Origin of the sequence: Bacillus sp. FSL K6-2839, from assembly GCF_038003365.1 — a bacterium.
GTDB lineage: Bacteria > Bacillota > Bacilli > Bacillales > Bacillaceae > Bacillus.
Genome location: NZ_JBBOOZ010000001.1, coordinates 1,355,607 through 1,367,908, shown reverse-complemented (window position 1 = coordinate 1,367,908; position 12,302 = coordinate 1,355,607). Strand labels below are relative to the sequence as shown.

The following is a 12,302-nucleotide window of genomic DNA, read 5'->3' as shown; positions in this document are numbered from 1 at the left end:
AGATAAATGAAAAAAAATATGCTGCTAAAATTAGCTGTCTTATTCATAGCACTTGCAAGTTTTCATTTGTTCTCAATGCCTCATTCCGTTCAGGTATACCATCATGCAAAGGTGGTTGCCGATCAAGAATCACATGAAATGAAAATCGCTCAGACAATGGGTGATGAAAAGAAACAAAAACATGTGAGCGCAGTATTTGCCGCATTTACAGTACTGCTGATGATTGGCAGTATGACAGCTGGATTTGCACGCATCACTCATACTGATCAATTTGACCGGAAAAAGAAGCATTTACTTGCAGTATTCTATCAATCTTCTTATTTCCGACTATCTCGTGTTTAACCCAACCATCTAAATCAAAACAAAAATTGGGAGGTTTTACACGATGTTATTTTTCTTAAGAGTATTCATTCTAGGTCTATTCTCTGTCACTTCACTTTCTCTTTTCGTCTACCAAGGAATTGAAGTAGTGCACGCCATTACAAGCATGTTTGGCAACCACGAGAGCTAAATGACCCGTATATAAAAGAAACCCCCTGTTTATCGCAGGGGGTTTTCGTTTGCTTATTTATTGTCATCTGGTGCAGGTTGAGGTGTGACAAGGACATGTGTTACTTCTCCCTGCTCTTCCTCATCTACAATAAATGATCCATTACTATAGCGGTCATTCGCTCTTAAAGTAGAGATATCAAGCGGAATCGTTGCACCCTTCTCCGTATCAATTTCAAGTGTATCGTGCAGTGATGCAGCAATAACAGCCACAATACGGTGCGGGTTTTTCTTTAATTCTCTTAGCATCAGAACTCCGCGTTTGGCTCTAGATGTTTTATCAAATTCAGAGAGGTTCATTCGCTTCACAGCCCCTCTTTGTGTCGTCAGTACGAGGACATCGTTTTTCGGATCAATGATCTGGCCAGAGACTACTTCGTCCCCATCTTTCAAGTTGATACCTTTGACACCGGCCGCTCTCGGACCAACAACACTTACTTCTTCTTCATCAAACCACAATCCATAGCCATTCTTCGTCGCAATAAACAATTCCTGCTGTCCTGTTGTCACATGAACATCCACGAGTTCATCGTCCCCTTTTAGGTTCAAGGCGACAAGCGGTTTCGAATAGCGCTGCGCTTTATATTGAAGAAGCTCTGTTTTCTTCACCATTCCACCTTTTGTAAAGAACAGAAGATACGACGTTTCATCAAATTCTTTAATTGGTATGGCTTTTTGAATTGATTCATCACGATCAATTGAAATGATATTCGTAATATGCTGCCCCATGTCTTTCCAGCGTATGTCTGGCAGCTGATGAACTGGACAATAAATATAGCTCCCTTTATTCGTGAACAATAGGAGGACATCCGTTGTATTCATTTCAAACTGATGAATCAGGCGGTCTGTATCCTTCATGCCAAAGTCCTTACCGTTAGATGCAGCATAGGAGCGCTGACTTGTCCGTTTGATGTACCCATCCTTCGTCACCGTGACGTAAACATCCTCTGAGGCGATCATCACTTCAAGGTTAATCTTAATTTCTTCGATTTTTTCCTCAATGACAGATCGTCTCTCATCAGCATATGTCTTTTTGAGCTTTTTCAAACTGTTTGTAATGACCTTTAGCAACTTTTTCTCGTTACCTAAAATGTCTTCAAGTTCTGTTATACGCACATCAAGCTCACTAGCTTCGTCTCTTAATTGCGTAATATCCGTATTCGTTAAACGATATAACTGGAGGGAAACAATCGCTTCTGATTGTGCTTCTGTAAAGTCATATTTCTCCATCAAGTTGTTTTTCGCATCTCGCTTATCATTAGAGGAGCGGATTGTGGCAATGACTTCATCTAAGATGGAAAGCGCCTTAATTAATCCGTCTACAATATGGTGGCGTTCCTTCGCTTTTCGAAGCTCATATGCTGAGCGGTTCGTCACCACTTCTTTTTGATGGGCAATATATGCATCAAGTATAGTTGTCAGCGTCATTAAAGTTGGTCTACGATTATGTATCGCCACCATATTAAAGTTATATGGAATTTGCAGATCTGAGTTTTTATATAAGAAATTCAAGACACCATTTGCATCTGCTTCTTTTTTCAGCTCTACCACGATTCGAAGCCCAGTTCGGTCAGTCTCATCTCGAACCTCTGAAATTCCTTCAACTTTTCTTTCGATTCGGAACTCGTCCATCTTTTTGACAAGATTGGCTTTATTCACTTCATAAGGAATTTCTGTGATCACGATTTGCTGGCGTCCGCCGCGGATGGTTTCAATTTCCGCTTTTCCGCGAATCATAATCTTTCCTTTTCCTGTTTCATAAGCCTTCTTAATGCCGTCGACCCCTTGAATGATACCGCCTGTTGGGAAATCTGGACCTTTGATGACTTTCATTAAATCCTCAACCGTACAATGCGGCTGTTCGATTCGTTTAATGACACCATCAATCACTTCTCCCAGATGATGCGGCGGGATATCGGTGGCATAACCTGCTGAAATCCCTGTTGATCCATTCACGAGAAGGTTTGGAAACATCGCTGGTAAAACAACTGGCTCCTTGCTTGTATCATCAAAGTTTGCGACAAATTCGACCGTTTCCTTGTCTAAGTCCTTTAATAGCTCTGAAGCAATGGCAGAAAGCCTTGCTTCCGTATAACGCATGGCAGCAGGCGGATCTCCATCGATACTCCCGTTATTCCCATGCATCTCAATGAGCACATTTCGTACTTTCCAATTCTGACTCATTCTCACCATCGCTTCATAAACAGATGAGTCACCGTGCGGATGATAGTTACCAATCACGTTACCGACTGTTTTCGCGGCTTTACGGAAGTTTTTATCTTGCGTGTTTCCTTCTGCGTACATCGCATATAAGATTCTTCGTTGTACAGGCTTTAGTCCATCTCGCGCATCTGGAAGCGCACGGTCTTGGATAATATATTTACTATAGCGACCAAACCGGTCTCCGATCACTTCTTCTAATGGTAAATCATGAAATCGTTCTTGTTGTGCCATGTTTAAACCTCCTCAGCTAGCGACAAGTTTTCATTTTCAAGAATGTTGCTTTCCTCATCAAGTCCAAAGGCGACATTCTTTTCAATCCATTTACGTCGTGGTTCTACTTTGTCACCCATCAATGTCGTGACGCGGCGTTCCACACGTGCAGCATCGTCGATTTTGACCCTGACAAGTGTTCTCGATTCTGGATTCATTGTCGTTTCCCATAGCTGGTCGGCGTTCATTTCACCTAAACCTTTATAGCGCTGAATCGTGTACCCTTTTCCAACTTTCTTCAGTACGTCATCCATTTCTTCATCAGACCATGCGTACTCAATGATTTCTTTTTTCCCTGAGCCCTTGCTGACTTTATATAAAGGCGGTAGTGCAATAAACACTTTGCCATGCTCAATCAGCGGCTTCATATAGCGGTAGAAGAACGTCAGTAGAAGCACTTGAATATGCGCTCCATCTGTATCAGCATCTGTCATGATCACGATTTTGTCATAATTGATGTCTTCTACATTAAAATCGACACCGACGCCTCCACCGATCGCATGAATAATGGTGTTGATTTCTTCATTTTTGAAAATATCAGCAAGCTTCGCTTTTTCTGTGTTGATGACCTTTCCACGAAGCGGCAGCACCGCTTGGAATTTACGGTCACGCCCTTGCTTTGCTGATCCGCCCGCTGAGTCGCCCTCTACTAGGTACAATTCGTTTCTTGCCGGGTTTCTAGATTGAGCAGGTGTTAATTTTCCGCTCAGTGTTGCTTCGGACTTTTTCCGTTTCTTGCCGCTCCTTGCTTCTTCACGTGCTCTTCTAGCAGCTTCTCTTGCCTGCTGCGCTTTAATCGCTTTTTTCACAAGAAGAGTGGCTGTTTCCCGGTTTTCTTCAAGGAAATAAGCCAGCTTTTCAGAAATAACAGCATCAACAGCCGAGCGAGCCTCACTTGTCCCAAGCTTTCCTTTTGTCTGGCCTTCAAATTGAAGCAGTTCTTCAGGAATTCTGACAGAAATAATTGCTGACAGTCCTTCGCGAATATCAGTGCCTTCTAAATTTTTGTCTTTTTCTTTTAAAAGGGCTACTTTGCGCGCATATTCATTAAAGGCTCTCGTCATCGCCGTTTTGGCACCAGACTCATGCGTACCGCCATCTTTTGTTCTGACGTTATTGACGAAAGAAAGAATATTCTCCGAGTAGCCGTCATTGAATTGAAAAGCAAAATCTACTTCGATGGATTGATGCTCTCCTTCAAATGAGACCACTTCACTCAGAACATCTTTTTCTTCATTTAAATAAGCAACGAAGGCTTCAATGCCCGTCTCATAATAAAAGGTTTCTTGTACATCATGTCGTTCATCAATCAGCTCTATTTTTAATCCTTTTAATAAAAAGGCAGATTCTCTTAAACGTTCTGATAAAGTATCGAAGTTATAGGTCGTGACACTGAACATAGTTGGATCAGGTTTAAAATGAATCAGTGTTCCTGTTTTTTTCGTTTTTCCGACTTTTTCAAGTGATGTGGCAGGCTTTCCGCCGTTTTCAAAGCGCTGATGATAAATAAAGCCGTCGCGTTCAATTGTGACAGTGAGCCATTCTGACAGCGCGTTTACTACAGATGCCCCAACTCCGTGAAGCCCACCACTTGTTTTATATCCGCCTTGACCAAATTTTCCGCCTGCGTGAAGGACCGTTAAAATGATCTCAGGTGTCGGTTTTCCAAGCTTATGCATACCAGTAGGCATCCCGCGTCCTTTATCTTGGACGGAAATGCTATTATCTTTATGTATTTTGACAATGATATGATCTCCATGGCCAGCGAGCACTTCATCGACAGAGTTGTCTACAATCTCATAGACAAGGTGATGAAGACCGCGTGAATCCGTAGACCCAATATACATCCCTGGACGTTTACGGACCGCTTCAAGTCCCTCTAGCACCTGAATAGAATCATCGTTATAATCTACTTGCTGCTTTTTAACCAAATGCTTAATCCCCTTTCACTAACAAACATAACCGGCAAACCATCAAATGATCTCTCTAGATTTTAATGATGATCATGCTGCTCATTACTGTCCACTTTAATAAGCTGCATCATCACCATGCATGTGTGAATCAACAAAACATGCTCTTTTGCACGGCTATGAGAATGTTCTACATTCTGCAATCAGAACTAGAAGTCCATTATAAACAAGACTGTTTGATAAGCCAAATGCAATCATATGATGGTTTTCACAAAACAGAACAAACGTTCTACCTTTATCTTATCGCTCTTTTTCTTGATATGCAAGGTCACCGCTATGTCCCTGTCGCCTTATTTTATCGCTTTCTTCTAGAATCGCAAATATATTTCTGCAACAAAAAAGCAAAAATCCTTGAAAACCAAGGATTTTTGACGATTTAATGAGTTTTTGTCATTGCATGAGCCACCTTGATACATAAATCCATGATGGCGACCTTGCCATTTTCCTCAATCAGCCTTTTCGCTTCTTCGTGATAGATGCCTTGCTGCGCCCAAAAAACAGGTGCGTCCATTTCAAGAAATTCTTCTGCCACCTCGGGCAAAAACTCTGAACGTCTAAAGACATTGACGATATCAACAGGATCTTTGATGTCCTTTAAAGAAGCGACTGCTTTCACACCAAGTGCTTCATCAATCGTTGGGTTCACCGGAATGATCTCATATCCGGCATCCTGCATCGCTTTAGACACCATATAAGACGTTCGGTGCGGCTGATCTGATAATCCAACAACAGCAATTCGTTTACTGCTCTTTAATATACGGCCAATTTCTTGTTTCGTAGGATGATTCATCCAAACACCCCTTTTCCTCTATTTTAGCGAACTTCTGCTTAAAAACAAAGCTGAATCCATCTGCTTTTGATTTTTTCAAAAAAAGATCCCCATGTTTTTCATAAGATCATGTTAAAATGTAAGACAAGAGGGAGAATATAAAGGAGTTATGCAGATGTTAATTGCTTTGATGTTTATTTTGGCTTATCTTCTCGGCAGTATTCCATCCGGTCTCATTGTCGGGAAAGCTGCAAAGGGTATCGATATCCGTGAACATGGCAGCGGAAACCTAGGTGCAACGAATGCATTTCGTACACTTGGCGTAAAAGCAGGGTCTATCGTGATTTCAGCTGATATTTTAAAGGGAACCCTTGCTTCTGCTTTACCGTTTTTCATGCAACTGGACATTCATCCCTTATTAGCAGGAGTTGCTGCTGTTATCGGTCACAGCTTTCCTGTCTTTGCAAAATTTAAAGGGGGAAAAGCAGTCGCTACATCTGGCGGCGTGTTATTATTTTATGCCCCATTCTTATTTATTACGATGATCGCTGCTTTTTTCTTATTTTTATACATTAGTAAATATGTTTCACTATCATCTATGCTGACCGGTATCTATACATTCATTTACAGCATTTTCACCAAAGACGTATTCTTAATCATTGTTGTTGCCGTTCTAGCTGGTTTTGTAATCTACAGACACATCGCCAACCTCAAACGAATCCTCAACAAAACTGAACCGAAAATCAAATGGCTCTAGCCGTTTCATAAGTTTCATTATGTGGTAAAAGGAAAGAAAAGCTGTTTTTGCATCCTGCATTTAAAAAAACAGCATGACTTCAAAAAGGGGCGATCACATTGAAATTAACGATAAAAGAAGATGCACTCAATTGGTACAAGGATGAACTAGATTTAGAAAAAGGTGATCAAGTTCGCTTTTTTGTGAGATATGGCGGGTGCAGTAATGTACAAAAAGGCTTTTCTCTCGGCGTCGCAAAAGATGAACCTCAAAATGCCGGCGCAACCGCTGAAATAGAAGGTATTACTTTCTTTGTTGAAGAAAGTGATATTTGGTATTTTGACAACCATGATCTGCATATTGATTATAACGAGTCCGTGAAAGAACCAGAGTTTCATTATGAATAAACAAAAAAGATACCTCATCCCTCGGGTATCTTTTTTGTTTTATCCTTCAATATATAGCCCATACTCATGAATGTTTCCTAAAGACCGCTCCTTTTGCAGGATTCTTTTTTGTGGTTCACCAATCAAGTCAAAGTGTGGAAACCCTGCGCGGTCATGAATCCATTCTTTTTTGAGTCCATGTTTTTCTCCCCACTCAATTAACTGCTTCATATCCTGACAGGCTGCTTTAGTGACGGTATTGGCATGCGGGAAACGGTCATCAAGCCAATAATGGGTTAAAAAGGCCAGTTCTCCTTGCTGGACAGCTGATTTCCACGCATTTAGATCGCTTCTTTTAATACCAAACGCCATGAATTAAACCTGCTTCTTCGACTGTTCGTATACTTTGTGCCAGGCAGGAAAAGCTTTTCTAAATTGAATAGGTCTAAAGGTTTCTTTGTCTACACAAATATGTGAGGTTGTCCCTGTAATCGCTGTTTGTCCATCAGGCTTTTGAATTTCGTAGCCATACACCGTTTTGAGTCCATTGTATTCTTCTATCCATGTATGAACTGTCGCTGTTTCACCGTACAGCAATGGTTTTTTATATTGCACCTGTAAATCTATAACGGGTGCAAGAGCGCCGTCTGCTTCTAGCTGCGCATAGGAAAATCCTAATTCTTTAATCAGTGCTGTTCTGCCGACTTCCATCCAGATTAAATAATTGGCATGATACACGATGCCCATTTGGTCTGTTTCTGCATAACGGACTTCTATTTCTTTTTTAGATACATACACGTTTTCATCGCTCTCCTATCAAAACCTAAGGTCTCTGCCATTTTACCACAATCGAAATGGTTCTTCTAAAAGGAGGCAATAAAATAAACCAGGAATCCCTGGTTTATTCGGTATAGCCATTTTTTCTTGCTGCTTCTTCGTCCTTGATCTCAGAACGCATGGCATCAATACTCATTTTTCTATTTTCATTTTTTTGCTTGATCATCTGTTTTTCTTGATCTGTCGAAAGGGCCATCGCTGCTTCAGATTCATCGATATTGTCAAGAGTGTTTTCGATCATATCTTGCAGCTTTTCAACATTATCAGAACGATCATCTGGATTGGATTGATATGACTTTCCATTCATCATGATACCCTCCTTATTCGCCCTTCGTCTGTATGACATCAGGCTGTTCATTTGATTTATTATGCATCTTTTTTCCTTTATTACGTTTGTATGCTACAGGTTTTGTCCCTAAATGGTCTGGTGTAAACTGCGCTTGTTTATCATGCTCTCTACCCATCATTCATCCCTCCCTCTTCTTTAGGATGAACGAAAAAGGATAATTCATAACTTATTTCTGTCTAAAACGCTCTTCCAACTTTTCTTCAAGCTGGTTTAAAAATTCCTCATTGCTTAATAATTCTTTTTTATTTTCAAGTACAAGCTCTTCAAATGTACGTCGTTTTCTTCTTCTCATTGTACTCACCTCCAGTGTTTGTATTTCATTTTCGCCAAAACATTTAGAAAATAAGCAAAAAAGCTGAATCATTATAGATCCAGCTCTTGCTCAATTTCTTTTTTTGTCAGCATTTGATGCTTTACAGACACGATTCGTCCTTTTTCATCTAATATGTATGTCGTGGGGTATGAAAGCACCTGATATCGTGCTTGAATGCCTTTTTGATCCAATAAAATAGGAAAGCTCAGCTTTAATTCATCTGCAAATGCTGCAACATGATCTACACTTTTTTCAGTGGTCGTCAAATTCACCGCAAGTACTTCGACCTGATCATGTTCGCTTCTAATTGCGTCTAGATCCGGCATTTCTGTCCTGCATGGCTTACACCATGTCGCCCAAAAATTGACGAGCACCTTTTTCCCTTGGTAATCAGATAACGAAGCCGTTTGACCATCAAGGGTTTTAAGTTCAAAATCAGGGGCTTGATCCCCTTTTTCAAGACCGATTGCGGGCTCTTTTGGTCCAAGTAAATTCCACGCAAGTAAACCAATCAACACAAGTAAAACAGCGCTTGCCATTCCTTTTTTCCACATGATTGATCCTCCACTATTTTAAAAAAGAAGAGAAAGCTGTCTAGGCGCCTTCTCTTCTTTGCTGTATGAGTATTAATTGCTTGCCAATTTTTCACGAAGTACCATTTGAAGGATACCACCATGACGATAGTAGTCAATTTCGACTTCACTGTCAAAGCGAACAACCACTTCAAATGTTTTCTCATTGCCATCTGTATCAATTGCTTTCACAGTGACAAGATCACGTGGACGAACTGTTTCATCAACTTCAACTTCAAATGTTTCTGTTCCTGTTAGTCCATAAGTTTCTGCACTTTCTCCGTCTTTAAACTGTAACGGAAGTACACCCATGAAGACAAGGTTACTTCTGTGGATACGCTCAAAGCTTTCAGCTAGAACGAATTTAATTCCAAGAAGGTTTGTTCCTTTTGCAGCCCAGTCACGCGAAGAACCCATTCCGTAGTCTTTACCTGCTAAGATCGCAAGACCTGTTCCATCTTCTTTATAACGCATGCATGCATCATAAATGGATGTCACTTCACCAGTTGGCCAATAAGTTGTATATCCGCCTTCTGTCCCTGGTGCAATTTGGTTCTTAATACGGATGTTTGCAAAAGTACCTCTCATCATGACATGGTGGTTACCACGGCGAGATCCATATGAGTTAAAGTCTCTAGGCGATACGCCTCTTTCTTGCAAGTATTTACCCGCAGGTGTGTCTTTACCAATCGCTCCAGCAGGAGAAATATGGTCAGTTGTCACAGAGTCACCGAACTTGGCAACGACGCGCAAGCCTTTAAGCGGTTCAACTTTACCAGGTTCAACTGATAGGTTTTCAAAGAATGGCGGGTTATCAATGTATGTGGAATTTTCATCCCATTTATACAGTGCATCATCTGTCGTTTTAATTTCATTCCAGCGGTCATTGCTATCAAATACAGTTTCATACTCTGAACGGAAGAGTTCAGGTGTTACTGTGCTTTTCACGACGCTGTTGATTTCGTCCATTGATGGCCAAATATCATCGAAATAAACGTTCTCACCATTTTTATCCACACCGATAGGGTCTTTTGTTAAATCAATATTCACCGTACCAGCAAGTGCATACGCCACAACTAATGGTGGAGATGCAAGGTAGTTTCCTTTCACAAGCGGGTGGATACGCCCTTCAAAGTTACGGTTACCTGATAAAACAGAAGTGATCAGCAGATCATTTTCAGAGACAGCATCCTCGATTTCTTGCGCAAGCGGTCCTGAGTTTCCGATACATGTTGTACAGCCATACCCAACGATGTTAAATCCGAGGTCTCTTAAGTATGGAAGAAGTCCTGAGTTCACGAGGTATCCTGTAACAACCTTAGAACCTGGCGCTAGTGACGTTTTCACGTAGTTTGGCACCTTCATACCAAGCTCACTTGCTTTCTTCGCAACAAGACCTGCTCCGATTAAGACGTATGGATTCGATGTATTCGTACAGCTCGTTATCGCTGCAATCGCAATCGCACCTGTCTTCATCACAGCTTTTTCACCATTTGCTAGATCAAATTCAATTTGTTTATCCAGCTCCGATTTTTCTAAGCCAAAACCTTGGTTACCAGCTGGGCTTTCAATGTGTTGATGGAACGTCTCTTTCATTTCAGAAAGTGGAATCAAATCTTGTGGACGCTTTGGACCAGATAAGTTTGATTCAATTTTAGAAAGATCAATTTCCACAACATCCGTAAAAATTGGCTCTTCTGCATCTGGCGTATAGAATAAGCCATTTGCGCGAGAATATTCTTCAACGATATTAATTTGCTCTTCATCACGTCCAGTAAGGCGAAGGTAAGCAAGAGCTTCCTCGTCTACTGGGAAGAATCCGCAAGTAGCACCGTATTCAGGCGCCATATTCGCAATCGTTGCACGATCCGCTAACGGCAGCTGTGCAACTCCAGGTCCGAAGAATTCAACGAATTTGTTCACTACGCCTTTTTCACGCAGAACTTGTGTCACTTTTAATGCAAGGTCAGTTGCAGTCGTTCCGTTTGGAAGCTCTCCAACTAATTTAGCACCAATGACTTCTGGTACTGGGAAGTATGAAGGCTGACCAAGCATACCAGCTTCTGCTTCAATACCGCCAACGCCCCATCCAAGTACGCCGATACCGTTGATCATGGTTGTATGAGAGTCAGTACCAACCAATGTATCTGGGTAAGTGATGATCTCACCATCTTCTTCAATCGCATGAACAACACTTGCAAGGTACTCTAAGTTTACTTGGTGAACAATTCCTGTTGCAGGCGGAACAGCTTGATAGTTATTAAACGCTTTCTTTGCCCAGCTAAGGAAGTTATAACGCTCTGCGTTACGTTCGAATTCTAAATCCATGTTAATGTTTAAAGCATCTTCAGTTCCAGCTTTATCAACTTGTACTGAGTGGTCAATGACAAGGTCAACTGGAATTTCAGGGTTAATTTTATCCGGATCCCCGCCTACATCTGCCATTGCTTTTCTTAAAGAAGCAAGGTCAACGACGGCTGGTACACCCGTGAAGTCTTGTAAAATAACACGAGAAGGTTTAAATGGAACATCAATTTCTTTGACCTCGGCAGTTCCCCATTTTGCCAAGTTTTCAACGTGTTCCTTCTTGATCACTCTACCGTCTACTTGGCGAAGCACTGATTCTAAAAGTACCTTAATGGAATAAGGCAGCTTAGAAACATTTCCGATTCCTTGTTTCTCTAGTGCTTCTAACGAATAATAGTGATACGTTTTCCCATTTGTCGAAAACGTTTTTCTAGATTGAAAAGCGTCTTGTTTAGCGACTTGCTGCTGTTTCGACATGTCCAAAATCCCCCTTTTGATGATCAAGATCAATTTCAATTCTCAGAAAAATCGTCGTATTTCACCACAATTTTCTCACAATTTCATCTTAAAACAAATTCATACATAAGTAAATAACAATGCTTTTATTAAATTCAATAAGTTTAGCTTATCATCAGGAAATGATTACTCTTCATAAACCAAGCAGGGCGGGATCATACTACAATTGAGGTGATAGAACATGACAAAACGCAAAGCAAATCATGTGATTGACGGCATGAACGCAGCCAAAAGCCAAGGGAATGGTGCAGGTTATATTGAAGATGACCAACTTGTTTTAACAGAAGAACAAAGACAAAACAATAAAAAACGTAAAAAAAACCAATAAGAAAGGAGCAATCACCATGACGAATAAAAACACAGGAAAAGACATCCGTCAAAACTCACCTAAGGAGCATCAAAGCGGACAGCCTGAGCCATTATCAGGCAGTAAAAAAGTGAAAAACCGCAACCATACAAGACAAAAGCACAATTCTCATCACGATATGTAAACATTCACCTCTCA

The 12,302-nt window shown here is 40.9% G+C and carries 16 protein-coding genes; 6 read left to right on the top strand and 10 right to left on the bottom strand.

The genetic code is table 11. From position 1 onward, the window contains the following. Positions 1-6 precede the first annotated feature (6 nt). The gene (locus MHH26_RS06655) at positions 7-342 is read left to right on the top strand and encodes a hypothetical protein (protein ID WP_034660789.1); all 336 of its coding nucleotides are present in this window, start codon (positions 7-9) and stop codon (positions 340-342) included. A gap of 43 nt (positions 343-385) precedes the next feature. Then, positions 386-511 (top strand): hypothetical protein, encoded by a 126-nt coding sequence (locus MHH26_RS06650; RefSeq protein WP_008343787.1) that lies wholly within the window; start codon positions 386-388, stop codon positions 509-511. 53 nt (positions 512-564) lie between these two features. Here the strand turns inward: MHH26_RS06650 and parC are convergent, their stop codons facing one another. The 3 genes from parC to MHH26_RS06635 all read right to left on the bottom strand — a co-directional run bounded on the left by parC (position 565) and on the right by MHH26_RS06635 (position 5,802). Further along, the gene (gene parC / locus MHH26_RS06645; RefSeq protein WP_340972791.1) at positions 565-3,003 is read right to left on the bottom strand and encodes a DNA topoisomerase IV subunit A; all 2,439 of its coding nucleotides are present in this window, start codon (positions 3,001-3,003) and stop codon (positions 565-567) included. A 2-nt stretch (positions 3,004-3,005) separates the two neighbouring features. After that, positions 3,006-4,973 carry a DNA topoisomerase IV subunit B gene (gene parE / locus MHH26_RS06640; RefSeq protein ID WP_060596429.1) on the bottom strand — a complete coding sequence of 656 codons (1,968 nt, stop codon included), beginning with the start codon at positions 4,971-4,973 and terminating at the stop codon, positions 3,006-3,008. Between the two features lie 415 nt (positions 4,974-5,388). Continuing rightward, positions 5,389-5,802, bottom strand: a complete 414-nt coding sequence (locus tag MHH26_RS06635; RefSeq protein ID WP_034660785.1) for a CoA-binding protein — start codon at positions 5,800-5,802, stop codon at positions 5,389-5,391. Between the two features lie 154 nt (positions 5,803-5,956). Here MHH26_RS06635 and plsY point away from each other — a divergent pair, with 154 nt between their 5' ends. Together plsY and MHH26_RS06625 are read left to right on the top strand one after the other, a co-directional pair. Then, the gene (plsY, locus tag MHH26_RS06630) at positions 5,957-6,538 is read left to right on the top strand and encodes a glycerol-3-phosphate 1-O-acyltransferase PlsY (RefSeq protein WP_060596428.1); all 582 of its coding nucleotides are present in this window, start codon (positions 5,957-5,959) and stop codon (positions 6,536-6,538) included. Positions 6,539-6,636: 98 nt separating this feature from the next. Beyond that, entirely contained in the window at positions 6,637-6,924 is a 288-nt protein-coding gene (locus tag MHH26_RS06625) for a HesB/YadR/YfhF family protein (protein WP_003210876.1), read from the top strand. A 39-nt stretch (positions 6,925-6,963) separates the two neighbouring features. Here MHH26_RS06625 and MHH26_RS06620 read toward each other — a convergent pair whose 3' ends face one another. The 7 genes from MHH26_RS06620 to acnA all read right to left on the bottom strand — a co-directional run bounded on the left by MHH26_RS06620 (position 6,964) and on the right by acnA (position 11,758). Further along, a complete protein-coding gene (locus tag MHH26_RS06620) occupies positions 6,964-7,275 on the bottom strand; it encodes a hypothetical protein (RefSeq protein ID WP_034660782.1) in 312 nt (103 codons plus the stop codon). A gap of 3 nt (positions 7,276-7,278) precedes the next feature. Beyond that, entirely contained in the window at positions 7,279-7,701 is a 423-nt protein-coding gene (locus MHH26_RS06615) for an acyl-CoA thioesterase (protein ID WP_034660781.1), read from the bottom strand. A gap of 103 nt (positions 7,702-7,804) precedes the next feature. Then, a complete protein-coding gene (gene tlp, locus MHH26_RS06610; protein ID WP_003211760.1) occupies positions 7,805-8,047 on the bottom strand; it encodes a small acid-soluble spore protein Tlp in 243 nt (80 codons plus the stop codon). Positions 8,048-8,060: 13 nt separating this feature from the next. Continuing rightward, positions 8,061-8,204 (bottom strand): acid-soluble spore protein N, encoded by a 144-nt coding sequence (locus MHH26_RS06605; RefSeq protein WP_008357830.1) that lies wholly within the window; start codon positions 8,202-8,204, stop codon positions 8,061-8,063. A gap of 51 nt (positions 8,205-8,255) precedes the next feature. Continuing rightward, positions 8,256-8,381: an FbpB family small basic protein gene (locus MHH26_RS06600; protein WP_003211002.1), complete on the bottom strand. Its 126-nt coding sequence runs from the start codon at positions 8,379-8,381 to the stop codon at positions 8,256-8,258. 71 nt (positions 8,382-8,452) lie between these two features. Continuing rightward, the gene (locus MHH26_RS06595) at positions 8,453-8,956 is read right to left on the bottom strand and encodes a TlpA family protein disulfide reductase (RefSeq protein WP_307499679.1); all 504 of its coding nucleotides are present in this window, start codon (positions 8,954-8,956) and stop codon (positions 8,453-8,455) included. A 72-nt stretch (positions 8,957-9,028) separates the two neighbouring features. After that, a complete protein-coding gene (gene acnA / locus MHH26_RS06590; RefSeq protein ID WP_307499678.1) occupies positions 9,029-11,758 on the bottom strand; it encodes an aconitate hydratase AcnA in 2,730 nt (909 codons plus the stop codon). A gap of 220 nt (positions 11,759-11,978) precedes the next feature. Here acnA and sspO point away from each other — a divergent pair, with 220 nt between their 5' ends. After that, positions 11,979-12,125 (top strand): small acid-soluble spore protein O, encoded by a 147-nt coding sequence (sspO, locus tag MHH26_RS06585; protein WP_034660777.1) that lies wholly within the window; start codon positions 11,979-11,981, stop codon positions 12,123-12,125. Between the two features lie 16 nt (positions 12,126-12,141). Next, positions 12,142-12,288, top strand: a complete 147-nt coding sequence (locus tag MHH26_RS06580) for a small acid-soluble spore protein P (RefSeq protein WP_012010105.1) — start codon at positions 12,142-12,144, stop codon at positions 12,286-12,288. Positions 12,289-12,302: the final 14 nt, after the last annotated feature.